Genomic DNA, 18793 nt, shown 5'->3' on the forward strand with positions numbered 1-18793 from the left:
CGGACGCGGTCACCGTACGGTGCGGTCGTGCGGCTGCGGGGGGAAGCGGAGGACCCAGCGACGCTGCCACGGGGTCTCGACCGCCCGGTGATGGTGGTGCTCGCGCGTCCAGGCGACGGCGTCGCCCGGGGCGACGCCGGCCAGGACGGCGAGGCAGGCGACGACCGTGCCGGTGCGGCCCACCCCGCCGCCGCAGGCGACCTCCACCGCCGCGCCCTCCCGCGCCTTGCGGTGCAGCTCGCGGATCTGCCGTACGGCCGCGTCGCGGTCGCGGGGCAGCAGGAAGTCGGGCCAGTCGATCCAGGCGTGCGGCCACCGCAGCCCGTCCTCGTGGCGGCGGGCGAGCCGCGCGGAGCCGAGGTAGAGGCCGAAGTCCGGCAGCGGTCCCGCCGGCAGCGGGTTCCGCAGGCCCCGGCCGCGGATCCAGGAGCCGTCCGGGAGCCGGAAGGCGCCCAGGAGCGGCGGCTCGCCCGTCATGTCGTCCATCGGACCTTCCATGGGGAACAACTCCTCGTGATCTCTGCGACGTCCCGCCGCCGGAGGCCCTGTCGTCAGCTTCCGGTCCCGCAGAACACCTTGACGGCGATGCCCATGATCTCCTGTGTGGACGGGTTCCGCGTCGAGGGGTTGAGCGACAGCGTCAGCGACTTGCCCGAGTCCGAGCGGAACGCGAACGTCAGATACCCGATCAGCTCCCCGCTGTGCCCCCACACCGTGCCGCACGGCAGCGCGTACGCCTGGAGCCCGAGGCCGTAGCCGAACCCGGCGCCCGTCTCGACGGTCGTGCGCATGGCCTTCAGCGACTCGGCGCTGGTCAGCCTGCCGCCGAACAGGGCGGACATGAACCGTTCCAGGTCGCCGGCGGTCGAGATCATCTCTCCCGCGGCCCAGTCGAGCGAGGGGTTCATCCGGGTGGCGTCCACGAGCTCGGGCATCGCCTCGTACCCCTTGGCGTGCGGGGACGGCAGCCCTGCCCGGTCGCCCGGGACCACCGTGTGGCGCAGCCCCAGCGGGCGCAGGATCCGGCTCATGACCTCCGCGCCGTACGTGTGGCCGGTCAGCTTCTCCACCAGCAGCCCGAGCACCACGTAGTTGGTGTTGGAGTAGTGCCACGCGCCGTCGTCGGGCAGCTTCTTGGCGAAGGCCACCTTGAGCAGCTCGCGCGGCTGGTAGGAGCGGAAACGGGCCTCGCCGCGCCAGCGGTTGGTCGAGTAGCCGGGCTCGCTCATGTAGTCGTACAGGTGGCTGGTGTGGTTGAGCAGGCGGCGGACCGTGACCTGCCCGCCGTCGGGGACCAGGCCGGGCAGGTGCCGGTCGATCGGGTCGTCGAGCTTCAGCTTGCCCTCGTCCACGAGCTGGAGCACCACCGTGGCCACGAAGGTCTTGGTCACGCTGCCGATCCGGAAGTACCCGTTGGGGGAGGGACGGCCGCCGCGCTCGATGTCGCGTACGCCCGCCGAGCCCGTCCAGGTGCGCCCGCCGTCGGTCACCCGCGCCACCGCCGCCGTGGCGCCCTTGGTCGCCACGATCTTGTCCAGGTCGGGGCCCACGCCGGCGCCCTGGCCACCCAACGCGATCGTCGCCGCCATCAGCACGTTCATCATCGTCTGCGTCATGTGGACAACGCTAGGGAGATCGACTTCGCGGCGTAATGCGGTGCGCCGTCCACCCGGGCTGCGGAAAACCACAGCCCGGGGGTGCGGGGGTGGTCCCTACCGCGAGTTGACCTGCTGGCGTACTGACCCCGACATTTCCCCGCAGATAGCGTTATTTCGTCTTAATTGCCCACAAAAAGGAATAAATCAGTTGTTTGGGAAGAAATCGCTTCGTCGTGTCGCCACCCGCTCCGCCGTCGTCGTCCTGGCGGGCGCGGCCTGCCTGGCCGTCACCGCCGGGAGCGCCGGAGCGATCGTCAACGGCAGGAAGGCCGGCGAGGCGTACCCGTTCATGGCCACGATCCCGATCTCGGCCCCGGCCATGGGGCTCACGGACGGTGTGTGCGGAGCGGCGCTGATCGACCCGCAGTGGGTGGTGACCGCGGCCCACTGCCTGGACATGGAGATCGGCTCGATCCCGCAGGGCACCGTACGCGTCGGCAGCGACAAGCGGACGTCCGGAGGCTCGGTACGCAGGATCGCCCAGGCCGTCCTGCACCCGCGCTACGACCAGCACACGCCCAACAGGAACGACATCGCGCTGGTCCGCCTGGACCGTCCCGTCGACCAGAAGCCTGTCACGATCGCCGCGCGGCCGGGCCGGCCCGGCACCCCCACCCGGATCCTCGGCTTCGGCATCACCGAGTTCAGCCAGAACCCGGCCGACTGGAAGATGTCCCCCCGGCTCAACGAGCTCGACACCCGCAGGGGCACGAAGTCCGAGTGCGGCCCGGGGTACGCGAGCCGCACCCGGCTCTGCACGGTCAGCCGCGTGCCCAAGGCGATGGCCTGCAACGGTGACTCCGGAGGGCCGCAGGTCCAGCGTGGCAGGGGCGGCCGGTGGGAGCTCATCGGCGTCACCTCGGGGCCCGGCGCCAAGAGCCCGTCCTGCGGGGAAGGGCCGGGCCTCTACACCAGCGTGCCCGCCTACGCGGACTGGATCCGTACGACGATGCGCGCGTACGGCTGAGCGGGCGCGCGCGGGGTTCGGCCGCGGGTTGAGGCTTCGCCGTCCGTAGGCCCAGCCCGGCCCGTGGGAGGCGGCGAAAAGCTTCCGGGAACAGTTCAACGACAGCCTTGAAGTCATGAGTGCTGACCACCACGAAAGTCCCGGTCCCGCGACGCCCGACGCCGGCCCCCGGGACAGGCCCGGTTCGCGAGGAGCGCCCGGGGCCGTCGAGCCCGCCACCTGGCGGGAACTGCTGGGCCGGGAGCATCTCGGGGCCGCCGTCGTGCTGGCCGGGGGAGTGCTCGCCGGCGCGATCAACATCTACCTGGCGGCGAGCCTGCTGCCGACCGCGGTGGCCGATCTCGGCGGCGCGAGCTTCTACGCCTGGAACATGACGGTCTACCTGGTCGCCATGGTGGTCGCGACGATGCTCACCGGCCGGTCGTTGTCCCTGTGGGGGCACGTCGGCTCCTACCTCGCCGGGTTCGGCACGTTCGCCGTGGGCTCGCTGGCCTGCGCGGTGAGCCCGGTGATGGCGGTTCTGCTGGTCTCGCGGGGGATTCAGGGGCTCGGGGCGGGGTTGTTGTCGGGGCTCGGGTTCGCCGTCATCCGGTCGGCCCTGCCGTCCCGGCTCTGGACGCGCGGCACCGCGCTCATGTCGGCGATGTACGGCGTCGGCAACTTCGCCGGTCCGGCGCTCGGCGGGTTGTTCGCCCAGTTCGGGGCCTGGCGGCCGGCGTTCGTCGCGATGGCGGTGCTCGGGGTCGGCTGCGGCGCGCTCGTCCCCCGAGCCCTGCCGCGCACGCAACGCCCCGAACGCTCCGAACGGCCCGGGGGCGGGCGGGGGTCCGTGCCGGTCGGGGCGTTGTCGCTGGTGACGGCGGCCGCGGGGGCGGTGAGCGTGGCGGGGATCGTGACCGGCACGCTGGCCAAGGCGGCCGTCATCGGCGTGGCGCTGCTGCTGATGGGCGGGTTCGTCCTCCAGGAGCGGCGCGGCGGGTCCAGGATCCTGCCGCGGGCGACGTACCAGCGGGGGTCGTCGTTGAAGTGGGTCTATCTGACGATCGGGGTGCTGACCTTCGGGGTCGCGGTCGAGTCGTTCCTGCCGCTGTTCGGCCAGCGGCTGGCCGGGCTGCCGCCGCTGGTCGCCGGGTTCTTCGCGGCGGCCGTCTCGCTCGGCTGGTCGGTGACCCAGATCGCCGGCTCGTCGGTGACCGGGCACCGCGCGGTACGGCGGCTGCGGGTGCTCGGCCCGGTGCTGCTGGCGGCCGGGCTCCTCGTCCAGGGGCTGTTGCAGCGCGCGGACACGCCGGGGTGGCTGGTGCTGGTCTGGGTGCCGGTGTTGTTCGCCGCCGGAGCGGGGATCGGGCTGGCGTACCCGCACCTGTCCGTGGCGGCGATGTCCAGCACCCGGGATCCGGAGGAGGGCGGACGGGCGGCGGCGGCGATCGCCACCGTGACGAGCCTGTCCATCGCGTTCGGCACGGCGATCGCCGGGATCCTGGTCAACCTCGGCGACGGCTCGATGCTCGACGCGGCCAGGTACGTGCTCTTCGGCTTCGCGGCCATCTGCGCGACCGGCGCCCTCACCGCCCACGCCGCCAACCGCTCGAACCGGGCGGAATCCATCGCGGCCGCCCCGCTCCCGCAGGACCGGTGACCCCGCCGCGTTGGACTCTCCCATTGTGGGAGGGGTCATGCTGGTCCCGGCGGTCGGACCGGCCCGCGGCTCCGCGCCCGCCGCCCGACCCCGCAACCGAGGAGAACGACGCATGACCATCGTGGACGGCATCGACGCGCGCGGCCTGGAACACTGCGAGACGACGACCCTGGGCGTGCTGCTGCGGCACCAGGGGCTCGATCTGTCCGAGCCGATGTTGTTCGGGCTCGGCGCGGGTCTGTCGTTCGTCTACTGGGACGCCAAGGCCATGGACTTCCCGTTCATGGGCGGGCGCGTCAAGCCGTTCGAGCTCACCAGGAACCTGGCCGCCAGGCTGGGGCTGACCCTGCTGGTGGAGGAGACCGGCTCGGCGCGCAAGGCGTGGCAGAACGTGGCCGCGCGCATCGACGCCGGGCAGCCGGTCGGCCTCCAGCTCGACTCCTACCACCTGGACTACTTCGGGACGAAGGTGCACTTCGGCGGCCACGTCGTCGCCATGTACGGCTACGACGAGCAGCAGGCGTACCTCGTGGACACCGCCCCCCAGGGCGGCGCGGTCCGCACGAGCCTGGCCGGGCTGGCGGCGGCGAGGGCGGAACGCGGCCCGATGACCGCCAGGAACCGTTCCTTCGCCGTCACCCTGCCGGACGGCCCGCCCGCCTGGCAGGAGCAGGTCGTCCCGGCGATCAGGGCCTGCGCCGAGGGTTTCCTCGCCGCGCCCATCGCCAACCTGGGCCATCGCGGCATCGACAAGGCCGCCCGCCTGGTGCCCGGCTGGCTGCTCCGGGCGCAGGAACCGGCCCGGGACCTGCGGCAGGCCGCCCTCCTCATGGAGCGGGGCGGCACCGGCGGCGCGCTGTTCCGCGCCCTGTACCGCGACTTCCTCGCCGAGTGCGCCGACCTCGTGGACGACGACCGCCTGCGCACCGGCCACCGGCTGTACGCCGAGGCCGCCACCTTGTGGACCGACGTGGCCGCCCTGATCGCGAAGGCCGGCGAGGGCCACGACCCGGCGTACCTGGAACAGGCCGGAGCCGTCCTGCGCGACCTCGCCCGCCTCGAACGGGACGCCATGTCCGCGCTGCGCGACCTGTGACCCCGATCGGCAGCGGCCGGCGACCCCGATCAGTACGGCCGCACCACGGCCCGGTCGACGTACGTGAGGCTGCCCGCGCGACGGGCCGGGAGATCGTCGAGCACGGCCTCGGCGGCCCGCCGCCCGGACACCAGCGCCCCCTGGAGGGAGCCGGTATCGCGGTGGTCGCCGCACACGTACAGGCCGGCGCGCAGCCGCACCGGCCGGCGCAGCGGGTACGGCGCCCGCATCGCGGGCAGCGCCGCCGGCACCGGGTACGTGGCCACGTGCTCCCAGCCGGAGGTGTCGCCGTAGATCTCGTCGAGGCGCCGCCGGACCGGGCCCTCGTCGGTGGTCAGGCCGAGGACCGACGTGGACACCAGCGCCCGCCCGTCGGCGGAGTACTCGGGGGCCGCGTCCGTGAGGACCAGCGTGTCGGTGACGGCCCCGGTGGCGTCGATGATCTGGATCGGCTCGCGTACGGGCGAGCGGGGAGCGGCGTGGTAGAAGGTGGTCACCGCGCGCATCGGCGGCACGTCGATCTCGCTCAGCAGCTCGCCCGCCACCCGCGGGTCGGCGGCCACCACGACGGCGGGGGCCTCGACCGTGGCCCCGTCCGCGAGCCGCACGCCGTCGGGTGAGACCTCGGTGACCCGGGCGCCCAGGGTGACGGCGCCCAGCGGCAGCCGGTCGGCGAGCTGCTCCGGGATGCGGCCCATGCCGAGCGCGGGCAGGCCGATGGTGCCGCGCGCGAACGACCGCCAGAACAGGTGGAAGATCCGGCTGGAGGTCTCCAGGTCGCGTTCGAGGAGCACTCCGGCCAGGAAGGGACGCATCAGGCAGTCGATCATCCTGTCGGACATGCCCCATGCCCGCAGCTCGTCGTCGGTGCGCCGGTCCGGCCCGCCGCGCAGCGCGGAGGCGGGAAGGAGCAGGTCGCGTGCGGTGAGGGCGGCCAGCACGGCGTCGTCGCGCGGCGTGCCGAGACCGGTCAGCAGCCCGCTCAGCGCGTGCAGGGGGTGCCGCCACGGCAACATCACCCTGGCCTTGGCCCCGGCGGCCCCTTGGACGATCACGCCCGAGGCCAGCGGGCGCAGGTCGAGCGCGTCGAGATCGAGCACCCGGCGGGCCTCGGGATAGGCGGTGTTGAACACCTGGTAACCGCGTTCCAGCCGGAAGCCGTCGACGATGTCGGTGCGCACCCGGCCGCCGACGCCGTCGGACGCCTCCAGCACCCGTACCGGCACCCCGGCCTCGTGCAGTCGCACGGCGCAGGCCAGCCCCGCCATTCCGGCCCCCACGACGATGACGGCCCGCGTTCCCCGATTGTCCATGTCAGGGCACTACCCGTGACCTCGCCGCTCAGACACCGGCCCGGCCGTAGGGCGGCGAAGGGGGCGAGCGGGCGCGTACGGTACTCCCAGAGGAACCGTGAATCCGGCGCCCTCGTTCGTCTCAGGGGATGTGTTCTTCCGCGCGGCGCAGGGGTGTGAGGATGCTCAGGGTTCCGCTCAAAGGGTCGTTCCGCTACATCCACGAGCCGCTGCGGCACGACGAGCAGTCGATGCCGCTGCTGGGCAACGCGAAGCTCATCGACGAGCTCGACCAGCGGCTGCGCTGGTCGCGCGGGGGCACGTTCCTCATCACCGGGTTCCGGGGCGTGGGCAAGAGCACGGTCGTCATGCGCGCGGTGGAGGAGATCTCCGCCGCCCGGCCCAAGGACGAGCTCGTCGTGCCCATCGCGCTCAACGTGGCCCGCCCGATGACCCCGGACCAGCTGCTCTTCGCCGTGGTCAGGCGGACCTACGAGGCGCTGCACGACCGGCGGGTGCTGCAACGCCTCGACGCGGGCGCGCGGCGCGCGCTGCTGCTCGCGCACGTACGGACCTCGTTCGGGCTCAAGCAGACGCAGTCGGACGCCTCCGAGCGTACGGCGACGTTCAACGTGGGCATGGGCCCGGCGGCCAAGAAGCTGACCGGCCCGGCCGGGTGGTTGTCCCCGAGCGCGGGCCTGTCCGGCAAGCGCACCCGTTCGCTGGCGCTGGAGGCTTCGTACCTGACCTATTCGGACACCGACGTCGAGCACGACCTGGCCCGCATCATCGGCCTGCTCGCCAGGCCGGCGACCCGCCGGCGGCGCTGGCGCCCGTGGTCGCGCGCGACGCGGCGGGTGCATCTGATCATCGTGCTCGACGAGGTGGACAAGCTCACCGCCGACCCCTCCGGGCTCGACGAGATCGAGAAACTGCTGGGCAGCCTCAAGAACACGCTCACCACGCAGGGCGCGCACTTCCTCGTGGTGGCCGGTCCCGATCTGCACGACCACGTCGTCCGGGACACCAGCCGGGGCAACAGCGTCTACGAGAGCGTGTTCGCCTGGCGCTGCTACGTCCCCTGCTCGTGGGAGGCGCCCGGCCTCCTGCTGGAGGCGGTGCTCGACGACCGGCCGGCCGAGTTCGAGCAACTGGCCCGCTACCTGCGTTTCAAGGCGCGCGGGATCCCACGCCGGCTGCTCCAGGAGTTCGGCGAGCTGGTCCGGTGGGAGGGCGACCGGCCGTTCCTGGTCATCGACGACCAGGACGCGCAGCGTGTCGCGTTCTACGCCCGGCTGGAGGAGCTGCTGGAGCGCTTCTTCCTGGACAGCGGCCGGGACCGGCTCTTCCAGCTGCCGATCGACGAGGACCGGTGGCGGCTCACGGGCTACTACATCGTCGACTGGATCCTGAAGAAGCAGGGCGACTCGTTCACCGCGATGGACATCGTCGGCTCGGCGGACCAGCCCGAGCTCGATCCCCTGCTGCACGTCGGCCGCGCCAGCGTCGACCGGCTGCTGCTGCACCTGGAGGCGCACGGGGTGCTGAGCGTGGCCCGCGATCCCGGCCGGCCGGACGCGACGAACTACGGGGGCGATCCGGACGCGGGGCTGGTGTCGTACAAGCTGGCGGACGGGCTGACGCAGGCCCTGCTCGGCATCGCCCTGGGCAACGAGGGCGAGCGGGCCGCGCTCGACGTGTCGCTGCGCGTCCCCGCCGGGGACGTCACGCTGGTCCGTACGCCGGATGCGCGACCCGCGCCCCTGGTCGAGTCCGTGTTGCGGACCATCGGCGACCGTTACGAGCTGGTCGAGCTCATCGGCGAGGGCGGCCAGAGCACCGTCTACCGCGGACGGGACGTCGTGCTCGCCCGCGACGTGGCCGTGAAGGTGCCGCGCCGCTTCCACTTCGGCAACGCCGAGGGGGTGGAGCGGATGCGCAGGGAGGCCGCCATCGCCATCCGGCTCGACCACCCCAGGATCGTCCGCACCTACGACGTCGCCGGCGACGACGAGGGCCGGCCCATCCTGGTGATGGAACTGGTCGAAGGGCGTACGCTCAACGAGGTCGTGCGCCGGCTGGGCCCGCTGGAGCCCGCGGACGCGGTCCGGCTGGGCGCGCAGCTCGCGCAGGCGCTCGGCTACCTGGAGAGCCGCGGGGTCAGCCGCATCGACCTCAAGCCGTCCAACATCATGATGAAACCGTCGAAGGACGCGGTCATCGTGGACTTCGGCATCGCCAAGAGCACGGGCGCGGCCGAGATCACCGACCCGGGGACCGCCGGCGTCGGGACGCCCGCGTACATGTCGCCCGAGGCGCTGCGGAACCTGGCGGTGGACATCAGGTCCGACATCTACTCGCTGGGCGTCATCCTCTACTTCTCGCTGACCGGGCAGTCCCCGTACCCGAGCGGGAACAACATCCCCGCGGTCATCGCGGCGATCCTGGGAAGGAGGCTCGACCTGTCGCCGCTGGCCGACCTCCCGCACCTCCAGGAGATCGTGGCCAAGGCGATGGCGGCCGAGCCGGAGGAACGTTTCCGGCGTCCCGCCGACCTGCTGGCCGCGCTGGCGGGCACCCCGGAGGGCCGCGCGCTCGACCTGGCGGCGACGCCCGGTCCCGTCCGGCCGCGGTCCGTGGAGGAGACCACGCCGCTGCCCGACGTGCCCGCGGACGACGCGCAGGTCTACGGCGTCGACTGCGACAACGGGCACTTCAACGACCCCCGGCTGGTCGCGTGCGCGGTGTGCGGGGTCACCCTGGCGCGGCGCGGGCCGGTGCCGTACAAGGGGGCCCGGCCGCCGCTCGGGACGCTTGTCCTCGACGACGGGACGTCGTTCCCGCTCGACGCGACGTACCTGATCGGGCGCGCGCCGGAGACGGCGCCCGAGGTCGCGGCGGGCGAGGCCCGCCCGGTCACGGTGACCGACCAGGAGGGCACGGTCTCGCGCCGCCACCTGCGGGTGAAGCCGGACGGCTGGGACGTCAACGTGATCGACCTGGGCTCGGCCCACGGCACGCATGTGCGCTTCCCGGACGAGGCCGCGGCGAAGGAGATCCCGCCGAACGAGCCGGTGACGCTCCGGCCCGGCAGCACGGTCACCCTGGGCCGGTCACGCCGGCTGCGCCTGAAGAACGACCGTCCGGACCAGCCGGCCCCACCGCCGCCCCCGGACACCGATCCACTGGACGACGGCCCGCTGAAGGACGGCTCACTGAAGGGCGGCCCGCTGAGGGACGGCCTGCGCGCGGGCCACCTCGGCCACTACCGGCTCGTCCGGCTCCTCGGCGAGGGCGGCACCGGCCTGGTCTACCTCGCCGCCGACCCCCGTTCCGGCAGGCAGGTGGCCATCAAGGCGCTGCGCCCCGAGGTCGCCGGGGACAAACTCGCCCGGCAGCGCCTGGCCCGGGAGGTCTCGGTGATGCGCCAGGTCCGCCACGAGTTCGTGGCCGAGGTCCTCGACGTGGACCTGAGCGACGACCCGCCCTACATCGTGACCCGGTACGTCCCCGGCAGGTCCCTGGACGTCACCGTCAAGGAGGACGGCCCGCTGGAACTCGGCCCGCTGCTCCGCGTGGCCAGAGGCGTGGCCGAGGCCCTGGCCGCCATGCACGGCGCAGGGGTCATCCACCGCGACCTGAAGCCCACCAACGTGGTCCTGCTGGACGGCGCCCCCGTCGTGATCGACTTCGGCATCGCCCAGGCCATGGACTCCACCAGGCTCACTGGCACGGGCATGTTCATCGGCACGCCCGGCTACGTCGCCCCCGAGATCATCGAGGGCGCCAAGGCCGGACCGGCGGTCGACGTGCACGCCTGGGCGGCCACGCTCCTGTACGCGGCCACCGGCCGGCCGCCGTTCGGCAAGGGGCCGCTCGAGGTGATCTTCTACAACATCACGGCGGGGAAGGCCAACGTCGGAGAGGCTCCGGCGTTGCTGCGCCCGCTCCTGACGGCCGCCCTCGCCAGGAACCCCGCCGATCGGCCGACGGCAGCCCGGCTGGCCGGACGGCTGTCGCAGCTCGAACAGGACCTGAGCTGACCCCCGGCCGCGGTGTCCCTACGCCCAGCCGTAGACCGACCTGACGGCCGCCGCGACCTCGTTGACCAGCGCCGCGTCGCTGCCGTTGGCCAGGACGGCGTAGCCCGCGCCCAGCTCCGGATAACCCTTGAACACCGACCTGAAACCGTAGTTGGAGCCGTCGTGGGTGTAGGAGAAGTTCTGGGTGCCGGAGCCGGCGATGAACAGCCCGCGGCCCATGCCCGGCTGCGGCCCCTGGGTGAGCAGCGTACGCGCCGAGGAGCGGCTGAGCGGGCCGGCGATGTCGCCGGTCGCGGTCCAGGCCCGGTTCAGGTACGACACCAGGCGGCACAGGTCGAGCACGTTCGTGTACAGGCCCGCCGCGGCCGACTCGGGGTGGCGGTTGCGGGCGCCCGGGATCACCGCCCCGGCGGCGGTGTGGCCGGAGGCCAGCTCGAACGAGGGCGAGAGCGCGTACGAGCTGGTCGTCATCCCGAGCGGGGCCAGCACCTCCTGGCGCATGTAGTCGGCCAGCGGCATGCCGGCCGTCTCCTCGACCATGCGCTGGAGCAGCACGTACCCGGCTCCCGAGTAGTGGTACTCGGCGCCCGGCTCGGTGGTCAGCTCGATCTTGGGGGAGTTGCCCTCGCCGTTCATGACCTCCAGCAGTGACGGCACCGTGGCCGAGGCCGCGTACCCGGCGAAGCCGCCGCCGCCGGCGTCGAAGCCGGAGCAGACCCCGGCGGGCGAGGTCGAGCCGCGCCCGATCACCCCGGCCCGGTGCGTCAGGAGCTGGTCGACGGTGGGCGCGGCCGACGACGGGACACACGAGCGGCTCGGCAACGTCCAGCCGAGCAGCGGGCGGACGTCGTCGGTGAGCGCGATCTTGCGCGTCTGCAGCAGGCGCAGCACGCCCACCGCGGCCACGGCCTTGCTGATGGAGGCCGCCTGGAACGCGCTCTCCGGATGCGCGGCGGCTGCGCCGCCGGCCGCCAGCCGCCCGTAGCCGGTGGACCAGGCGATCTTGTTGCCGACGACCACCGCGACCGCCACACCCGGCGTCTTGTACGCGCTCATCCGCTGCCAGATGGTCGAGCCGCCGACCGCGTTCTCGAACTGCCGCACCCGGTCGGCGGGCAGCGCGGGCACCTTGCCCCGGCTGCACAGCGCCCAGCCGCCGCCGGGGGCGAAGGCCACGTTGTGCAACTGCCAGCCGCCGCCGGCCAGGGCGTTCATCTTCTTGAAAGCGGCGTCGTCGATGCCGCGCGCGAAGAACTCGTCCTGCGCGACCACGGTCCAGCCGCCCGCCTTCGGGAAGGCGACGCGGGTCACCCGGCGGCCGCCCTGGGTCAGGTTGCGCATCATCTGGTAACACTCGTCGTCCACGCCGTTCGCCTGGAAGGCGTTGGCGGCGACGACCACCCAGCGGTCGCCGCCGGCGGGCGGGAAGGCCACGTCCACGACCTGCTGCCCGGCGGTGTAGTAGGCCTTGACGCGGGTGAGGCACGCCTCCGGCAGGCCGCGCGCCGACACCCCGCGGTCGGTGGTGATCACCCAGCGGTCGCCGCCCGCCGGGGGGAAGGCGATCGCGTTGATCTTCCGGCCCGCCTTGAGCAGCGCTCCCAGCTCCGTGTAGCAGGCGTCGGGGATGCCGCGGGCGAAGTAACGCCCGTCCTGCGTGACCATGACCCAGCCGCCGGACGGGGTGAAGGCCAGCGCCGTGACGCCGTAGGGGGCCAGCTCGATCAGCTTCGCGTGTGCCTCGGCCGTCAAGCCCGAGTCCGCGGACGGGTAGGCCGCCGCCAGCGCGGGCGTGGCCGGCACGGCGGCGGCCGCCAGTCCGGCCACGCCGGTCAGCGTGAGAAAACGTCTCCTGTCCACAGGACTCCTCGCTCAAAAGACGGGCGAAACAGCATGGATCTTGGCAGAGATGCTCACCGAGGACCAACCGCCGGCCAGGCCGGGGGTGTACCTGGATACACCCCGAGCCGGTTGGCAGATGCAGTGCCCGCGGCCCCGCCGGGCGGGATCGTCGTCCTGCAGGTACTGGACCTGTCGACTGGACGAAAGCGTGATCACATGGTTCTGACAGAACGTGGGACGGCCCGGGGCGTGGTGGCGCCGACGGCGGTGTTCACCGCCGTCGCCTTCGTGGCGGCGGGGGCGCTGGGCGTGGCCCAGGCGGCCACCCCGATCCCGGCCGTGGTCATCCAGCTCACCCAGTTCGGGCCGGCCCTGGGTGTCCTCGTCGTGGCGGTGTTGTGGCCGGGGCTCGCCCGTACGGTGTTGTCCGGCGCCGTGGGCCGCGGCCGGGTGGGCGCCACCGGGCCGCTGCTGCTCGCCACGGCCGTGCTGATCCTGGTGCTCGGCGCGGGCGCGTACGGGCTGCTGACCGGCGACGTGCGCTTCACCGCCCCCGGGGCGTTGAGCAGCCCGTTCGCGCTGATCGTGGTCGCGCAGTTCATCGGGGCGTGCGCGGAGGAGATCGGCTGGCGGTGCCTGCTGCAGCCGCTGCTGCGCCGCCGGCTCGGCCCACTGGCCACGTCGATCACGGTGGGCGTGTTGTGGGGGGTGTGGCACGTGCCGGTGTTCGGCCAGTCGCCGGCGTACGCGGGCGCGTTCCTGCTGGCGACGGTGTCCATGTCGGTCGTGATGGGGCTGGCGCTGGAACGGGTGCGGGCCCACCGGCTGCTGCTGAGCGGCGGTTTCCACACGCTGATCAACCTCGGCCTGCTGCTGCTCATGGACGAGGAGAGCGGCGCGGTGGCGCCGATCACGGCGTTCGGCGTGTCGTGCCTGGTGGCGGCGCTGATCTGGGTATGGAGGGCACCGGCTAGAATCCACCTCCGATGAGGGGGAAAAACACACTGGCCGCCGTGGCGCGCTGCCAGCTCGCGGGGCTGCTCGCCGTGGCGGCGCAGGCGGTCGGATCACTCGTCGTCCTGGCTCTCGTCCTGCTGCCGGTCGGCGCCGGTCTCTGGCTGCTCGCGCCGGCCGCGACCAGGCTGCGGTCGTTGTCGGACCGGTCCCGCGACCGTGCCCTCCGGTGGACGGGCACGCTCGTCGCCCCGTCGGAGCCGCTTGCCGGCGACCGCTCGTGGAGCAGGCGCAGGCGGGCCGGGGCGATCCTGGCCGCGGAGGGGTTCTGGCGGGACCTGGTCTGGGCGTGGCTGGAGCCGTGGATCGGCGGGGGCCTCGTCGCGATCCCGCTCGCCTTCCTCTGGTACGGCGCGTTCGGCGTGCTGGTGCAGCCGTTCGTGTGGCGGCTGCTCGGCGACGGCAACTGGTACGCGTTCATCCCGCTGAACGACACGCCGACGATGCTGGCGTCCGCCGTCCTGGGGGCCGTCTTCATGGTCACCGGGCTCCTCCTCGCGCCGCCGATCCTGCGCCTGCACGCCCGCTGGACCCGGCTGGTGTTGTCGGCGCGCCGAGTCGAGCTGACCCGGCGGATCGCCCACCTGACCGACACCCGGGCCCAGGTGCTCGACGTGCAGGCGGCCGAGCTGCGGCGGATCGAACGCGACCTGCACGACGGCGCCCAGGCCCGGCTCGTCTCCCTCGGCCTGACCCTGGACGCCGCCACCCGGCTCCTCGACAGCGACCCGGCGGCGGCCCGCCTGCTGCTGCTGGAGGTGGGTGAGACGTCCGCGCGCGCCCTGGAGGACCTGCGCAACCTGGTACGCGGCATCCACCCGCCGGTCCTGGCCGACCGGGGGCTCGGTGACGCCGTCCGGTCGCTGGCGCTGGACAGCCATCTGGACGTGCACGTCGAGGTAGGGTTGACCGGCCGCCTGCCCTCACCGGTCGAGTCGGCGGCCTACTTCGCGGTGGGTGAGCTGCTGGCCAACGCGGCCAAGCACGCCGCCGCGCGGACGGTCGCCGTCGTCCTCGACCACGACGGGCGGCGCCTGCGCGTCACCGTCACCGACGACGGCCAGGGCGGCGCCGACCCTGCCAAGGGCACCGGCCTGCGCGGGCTCCGGCGCCGCCTGGAGTCCTTCGACGGCGTGCTCACCCTGCACAGCCCGCCCGGCGGGCCGACCACTGCGACCCTGGAGATCCCGTGCGCGTTGTCCTCGCCGAAGACCTCTTCCTCCTGAGGGACGGGCTGACCAGGACGCTGCGCGAGCACGGCTACGAGGTGGTGGCGTCGGTCGACAACGGGCCGTCCCTGCTGCGCGCGCTGCTGGAGGAGAAGCCGGACGTCGCCGTGGTCGACGTACGGCTCCCGCCCTCCTACACCGACGAGGGCCTTCAGGCCGCGCTGGAGGCCCGCCGCCGGCGGCCCGGCCTGCCCATCCTGGTGCTCTCCCAGTACGTCGACCAGCTCTACGCCAACGAACTGCTGGCCGGCGGCGACGGCGCGGTCGGCTACCTGCTCAAGGACCGGGTCACCAACACCGAGCAGTTCGTCGACGCCGTAGCCCGGGTCGCGGCGGGCGGCACGGTGATGGACCCGCAGGTCATCACCAAGCTGCTGTCCCGCAGCCAGGCGCGCGGCATGATCGACAGCCTGACCCCGCGCGAGCTCGACGTGCTGGAGATGATGGCCGAGGGCCGCTCCAACGTCGCCATCGCCGCCACCCTGCACTTCAGCGAGAGCGCGGTCGCCAAGCACACCGCGAGCATCTTCGCCAAGCTCCGGATCGCCCCCTCCACGGATGACAACCGCCGGGTCCTGGCGGTCCTGGCCTACCTCAAGCGCTGACGCCCGCGCGCAGCCCGCCGCGCCCGGGTTGACTTCGAGCGCGCGCGAATCCCTAGCGTCGCGCCATGACAACAACACTGATCACCGGTGCGAACAAGGGCCTCGGCTTCGAGACGGCCCGCAGGCTCGTGGCCGCGGGCCACACCGTTTACGTGGGAAGCCGTGACGCCGGGCGCGGACGACGGGCCGCCGAGCGGCTGGGCGCGCGGGCCGTGCCGCTCGACGTCACCGACGACGACTCCGTGGCGGCCGCGGCCCGTGCCGTCGAGGCCGATGGAGGGCTGGACGTGCTGGTCAACAACGCCGGCGTCCAGGTGGAGATGGGGGACGGTCACGTGGTCGGCGCGCCCGATGTGACGGCCGACATGATGCGCCGGACGTTCGAGACGAACGTCTTCGGCATGGTGCGCGTGCTGCACGCGTTCCTGCCGCTGCTGCGGCGGTCCGGCGCGCCGGTCGTCGTCAACGTCAGCAGCGGCCTGGCCTCACTCAGCCGCATGACCGACCCCGCCGCCATCGGGTACGCCTACCCGGGCGTCGCGTACCCGGCGTCGAAGGCCGCCGTCAACATGGTCACCGTCCAGTACGCGAAGGCGTTCCCCCGGATGCGGATCAACGCGGTTGAACCCGGCTTCACCCGTACCGACCTGAACGGCAACACCGGCCACCAGACCGTCGGGCAGGGCGCCGAGATCATCGTCCGCATGGCGCTGACCGGCCCCGACGGTCCCACCGGCGGCTACTTCGACGCCGAGGGCGCCCTCGGCTGGTAGCCCCGGCCGCCTGACCTGGGGGTCAGGCGCGGGCGGTGGGGAAACGACGGAGGGTCGGGCTGAGCGTGGTCGCGGTCGCCACGAGGGCGAGCGCGGCGGCGCAGGCCAGGATGCCGCCGGTCCCCGCCGTGACCAGCGCCCCGCCGAGCAGCGGCCCGAGCGCCGCCGCCCCGCCGCCGCACAACCCGGTGATGCCCGTCAGCCGGCCGCGCAGCGCGTCCGGGGTGACGGTGATCTGGTACGTCAGGATCGTGGTGTTGGCCACGGGGACGAAGAAGGCGGCGCAGCCGAGCAGCAACCCGAGCGGCAGCCCGCTCGGCACGACCGCCATCAGCGCCGTCAGCGCGGCGGTGACCCACGAGAAGCCCACGATCACGACCGGCGCGGGCAGCGCGGCGTGCAGCCGGTCGGCCAGCGCGGCGCCGAGCAGCCCGCCCGCCCCCATGCAGGCCATGCTCAGCCCGATCACCCCGGCGCCCACCTGGTCCTCGTGGGACGTCGCCAGCACGATGATGATCAGGGCGGTGAAGACCAGGTTGGACAGCAACATCCACAGCAGCGTCGTCCTGATGACCCGCCGCCCCAGCACCCACCGGAACCCGGCCACCAGGTCACCGCCCGGCCCCCGGGCCTCCTCCCCGGCCGCCGGTTCCGGACGCGCGGGCAGCCGCAGGAAGAGCAGCGCCACGGAGGAGAACGCGAGCATGACGGCGTCCACCACGAAGGGGATCGCCCGCTGCACGGCGAACAGGAAACCGGCCAGCGCCGGCCCCACCAGGGTCGCGATGAACGGCCGCGCGGTGTTGGCCGCCACCGCCCGCGACAGCTGCGAGGCGGGCACCACCTGCGGCAACGCGGCCTGCTCGGCCGGCTCGAACGCGGCCCCGAGCAGGCCGTCGAGCAGCGCCACCAGCAGGATGTGCGGGAAGGAGTAGGCGTCCAGCCACACGGCGGCGGCGACGGAGGCCATCGCCAGCGCCCGCCCGGTCTGGCAGATCAGCAGGGTGCGCCTGCGGTCCCAGCGGTCGGCGATCACCCCGGCCGGAAGGTTGGCGATCATGTGACCGGCCGCCACCACCGATGAGGCCAGCCCCGCCTCCAGGGCGGAGCCGGACATGGCCAGGATCAGCAGGGGGATCGCGATGAAGTTGATCTCGTTGCCCAGCTCGGAGAGGAACTGCCCGCTCCACAGCGTGGCGTAGCTCCTGTTGCGCGACAGCGGGGCCGGCTCGGGCTCGACGGCGGAATCCTTCATGGTCGACGTGTTCCTCCCGTTCAGGACTCCGGCGGCAGGCGGCGGGCCAGCCGTCCGGTCACTTGGATCAGGCCGATCCGGCCGCCGCCGCCGTTGCCGCCGAAGCCGCCGAAGCCGTTGCCGCCGGGGGCGTCGGCGATGAACCTGCCGGCGTGCGCGGTGCGGCCGTGGGGCGGCGGCTCGCCGACGGCGAACACCAGGCCGGGGAAACACGTGATCGCGCCCGTGGACCGCAGGCTCAGGCGGCCCGCGCCGTCCTCGGCCACCTCGAACCTGGCCGCGCCGTTCGCGTACGCCCCCGCGCAGCCCGGCGGACCCGGCACGGGCGGACCGAGGGCGGCCAGCGGGCGGTGGTCGCCCACCTCGACGCCCACCCCGGCGCCCGCCGCCGCCAGCCGGTCCACCAGATCGCGCCACACGGCCAGGCCGGTGTTCGCGTTCGTGGTCAGGGCGACGACCGTGCCGCTGACGGGATCGGCACGCAGGTGGCACGAGGTGCCCTCGCCCGTGCCGTCGTGGCCGAACCACTCCACGCCGTCGCGGCGGTGGATCGCCCAGCCGAGTCCCCACCCGTCCGCCATGCCGTACGGGCCGATCGCGGCGCCGGCCAGCCGGTCCACGCGCATCCGCAGCAGCGTGTCCGCGCCGAGCAGGGCGGGCAGGGACGGGTCGCCCAGGTGCAGGCGGGCGAAGGTGACCAGGTCGGCGGCGCTGAGCGCCAGCGCGCCGTCCGGGGCCTCGACGGGCGACTCCTCATCGGCCACCGCCACCGCCACGTCCCGGGACGGGTGCACGCTGTGGCCGGTCACCGCCCGCCGGGCCGTCGGCGGGCCCGCCACGTACGCGGGCGTGATCTCCAGCGGGGCCAGCAGCAGGTCCTCGACCGCCTCCCACCAGGTCATCCCGGTGACGGACTCGATCAGGTGACCGGCCAGGACGTACCCGGCGTTGGAGTAGGAGAAGGCGGGGACGATGCCGGGCCAGGCGGGCCCGCAGTGCCCCTCGGCCCACGCCCGCCTGCTGGGCGCGCGGTCGGCGTCCTCGGCGTTGGCCGCCAGGCCGGCGGTGTGGCTGAGCAGCCGGCCCAGGGTGAGGTCCGCGGCGTACGGGCCCAGCTCGGGCAGTGGTCCGGCGAGCGGCGTGCCGAAGCCCACGTCGCCGTCGTCGGCCAGCATGGCGGCCAGCGTCGCGGTGAACGGCTTCGTCAGCGACCCGAGCGGGAACGCGGTGCCGGCCGTCACCGGCGGGCCGCCGGGGGTCTGGACGCCGTACTCGGCGGTCGTCGTCCGGCCGTCGCGGTGGACGGCGAGCTGGGCGCCGGGGACGCGGTGCCCGCGCGACAACTCGGCCAGCAGGCCCGGCAGGTCGAGGCGGTCCATG

At 73.4% G+C, this 18793-nt stretch carries 14 protein-coding genes; 8 read left to right on the forward strand and 6 right to left on the reverse strand.

The window, feature by feature from the left end; translation table 11 throughout:
- Nucleotides 1-9 precede the first annotated feature (9 nt).
- Together IEZ27_RS18940 and IEZ27_RS18945 are read right to left on the reverse strand one after the other, a co-directional pair.
- Entirely contained in the window at nt 10-498 is a 489-nt protein-coding gene (locus IEZ27_RS18940) for a phosphatase domain-containing protein (protein ID WP_229824115.1), read from the reverse strand.
- 53 nt (nt 499-551) lie between these two features.
- Nucleotides 552-1616, reverse strand: a complete 1065-nt coding sequence (locus tag IEZ27_RS18945; protein WP_189648449.1) for a serine hydrolase domain-containing protein — start codon at nt 1614-1616, stop codon at nt 552-554.
- A gap of 190 nt (nt 1617-1806) precedes the next feature.
- Here IEZ27_RS18945 and IEZ27_RS18950 point away from each other — a divergent pair, with 190 nt between their 5' ends.
- From IEZ27_RS18950 to IEZ27_RS18960, 3 genes are all read left to right on the forward strand, one after another.
- Entirely contained in the window at nt 1807-2625 is an 819-nt protein-coding gene (locus IEZ27_RS18950) for a S1 family peptidase (protein ID WP_229824116.1), read from the forward strand.
- Between the two features lie 115 nt (nt 2626-2740).
- Nucleotides 2741-4264 (forward strand): MFS transporter, encoded by a 1524-nt coding sequence (locus tag IEZ27_RS18955; protein ID WP_189648451.1) that lies wholly within the window; start codon nt 2741-2743, stop codon nt 4262-4264.
- Nucleotides 4265-4376: 112 nt separating this feature from the next.
- Entirely contained in the window at nt 4377-5360 is a 984-nt protein-coding gene (locus IEZ27_RS18960) for a BtrH N-terminal domain-containing protein (RefSeq protein ID WP_189648452.1), read from the forward strand.
- Nucleotides 5361-5389: 29 nt separating this feature from the next.
- Here IEZ27_RS18960 and IEZ27_RS18965 read toward each other — a convergent pair whose 3' ends face one another.
- Entirely contained in the window at nt 5390-6673 is a 1284-nt protein-coding gene (locus IEZ27_RS18965; RefSeq protein WP_189648453.1) for an NAD(P)/FAD-dependent oxidoreductase, read from the reverse strand.
- Nucleotides 6674-6834: 161 nt separating this feature from the next.
- Between IEZ27_RS18965 and IEZ27_RS18970 the strand changes: the two genes are divergently transcribed.
- Entirely contained in the window at nt 6835-10695 is a 3861-nt protein-coding gene (locus IEZ27_RS18970; RefSeq protein ID WP_189648454.1) for a protein kinase domain-containing protein, read from the forward strand.
- 18 nt (nt 10696-10713) lie between these two features.
- On the opposite strand, the gene IEZ27_RS18975 is transcribed toward IEZ27_RS18970, so the two are convergent.
- On the reverse strand, nt 10714-12555 hold the full coding sequence (locus IEZ27_RS18975; RefSeq protein WP_189648455.1) for a serine hydrolase domain-containing protein: 1842 nt from the start codon (nt 12553-12555) through the stop codon (nt 10714-10716).
- 198 nt (nt 12556-12753) lie between these two features.
- Between IEZ27_RS18975 and IEZ27_RS18980 the strand changes: the two genes are divergently transcribed.
- The 4 genes from IEZ27_RS18980 (at nt 12754) to IEZ27_RS18995 (ending at nt 16158) form a co-directional block, all read left to right on the forward strand.
- The gene (locus IEZ27_RS18980; protein WP_189648456.1) at nt 12754-13527 is read left to right on the forward strand and encodes a CPBP family glutamic-type intramembrane protease; all 774 of its coding nucleotides are present in this window, start codon (nt 12754-12756) and stop codon (nt 13525-13527) included.
- Nucleotides 13524-14777, forward strand: a complete 1254-nt coding sequence (locus tag IEZ27_RS18985) for a sensor histidine kinase (protein ID WP_189648457.1) — start codon at nt 13524-13526, stop codon at nt 14775-14777. Before IEZ27_RS18980 ends, IEZ27_RS18985 begins: the two co-directional genes overlap by 4 nt.
- Nucleotides 14741-15385, forward strand: a complete 645-nt coding sequence (locus IEZ27_RS18990) for a response regulator transcription factor (protein ID WP_189648458.1) — start codon at nt 14741-14743, stop codon at nt 15383-15385. The genes IEZ27_RS18985 and IEZ27_RS18990 overlap by 37 nt, the downstream gene beginning before the upstream one ends.
- Before the next feature lie 65 nt (nt 15386-15450).
- On the forward strand, nt 15451-16158 hold the full coding sequence (locus IEZ27_RS18995; RefSeq protein ID WP_189648459.1) for an SDR family NAD(P)-dependent oxidoreductase: 708 nt from the start codon (nt 15451-15453) through the stop codon (nt 16156-16158).
- A gap of 22 nt (nt 16159-16180) precedes the next feature.
- On the opposite strand, the gene IEZ27_RS19000 is transcribed toward IEZ27_RS18995, so the two are convergent.
- Both IEZ27_RS19000 and IEZ27_RS19005 read right to left on the reverse strand, forming a co-directional pair.
- Entirely contained in the window at nt 16181-17413 is a 1233-nt protein-coding gene (locus IEZ27_RS19000; protein WP_189648460.1) for an MFS transporter, read from the reverse strand.
- A 20-nt stretch (nt 17414-17433) separates the two neighbouring features.
- Nucleotides 17434-18792, reverse strand: coding sequence for a serine hydrolase domain-containing protein (locus IEZ27_RS19005; protein WP_189648461.1), 1359 nt, complete (start codon nt 18790-18792; stop codon nt 17434-17436).
- Between the last annotated feature and the right edge of the window lies 1 nt (nt 18793).

It is taken from the genome of Nonomuraea spiralis (assembly GCF_014648435.1).
Classification (GTDB): Bacteria; Actinomycetota; Actinomycetes; order Streptosporangiales; family Streptosporangiaceae; genus Nonomuraea; species Nonomuraea spiralis.

What these genes read in the sequence shown, in the direction of transcription:
- IEZ27_RS18940 (WP_229824115.1), bottom strand. Translation starts at nt 498, where the DNA reads ATGGAAGGTCCGATGGACGACATGACGGGCGAGCCGCCGCTCCTGGGC.
- IEZ27_RS18945 (WP_189648449.1), bottom strand. Translation starts at nt 1,616, where the DNA reads ATGACGCAGACGATGATGAACGTGCTGATGGCGGCGACGATCGCGTTG.
- IEZ27_RS18955 (WP_189648451.1), top strand. Translation starts at nt 2,741, where the DNA reads ATGAGTGCTGACCACCACGAAAGTCCCGGTCCCGCGACGCCCGACGCC.
- IEZ27_RS18960 (WP_189648452.1), top strand. Translation starts at nt 4,377, where the DNA reads ATGACCATCGTGGACGGCATCGACGCGCGCGGCCTGGAACACTGCGAG.
- IEZ27_RS18965 (WP_189648453.1), bottom strand. Translation starts at nt 6,673, where the DNA reads ATGGACAATCGGGGAACGCGGGCCGTCATCGTCGTGGGGGCCGGAATG.
- IEZ27_RS18970 (WP_189648454.1), top strand. Translation starts at nt 6,835, where the DNA reads ATGCTCAGGGTTCCGCTCAAAGGGTCGTTCCGCTACATCCACGAGCCG.
- IEZ27_RS18980 (WP_189648456.1), top strand. Translation starts at nt 12,754, where the DNA reads ATGGTTCTGACAGAACGTGGGACGGCCCGGGGCGTGGTGGCGCCGACG.
- IEZ27_RS18985 (WP_189648457.1), top strand. Translation starts at nt 13,524, where the DNA reads ATGAGGGGGAAAAACACACTGGCCGCCGTGGCGCGCTGCCAGCTCGCG.
- IEZ27_RS18995 (WP_189648459.1), top strand. Translation starts at nt 15,451, where the DNA reads ATGACAACAACACTGATCACCGGTGCGAACAAGGGCCTCGGCTTCGAG.
- IEZ27_RS19000 (WP_189648460.1), bottom strand. Translation starts at nt 17,413, where the DNA reads ATGAAGGATTCCGCCGTCGAGCCCGAGCCGGCCCCGCTGTCGCGCAAC.
- IEZ27_RS19005 (WP_189648461.1), bottom strand. Translation starts at nt 18,792, where the DNA reads ATGGACCGCCTCGACCTGCCGGGCCTGCTGGCCGAGTTGTCGCGCGGG.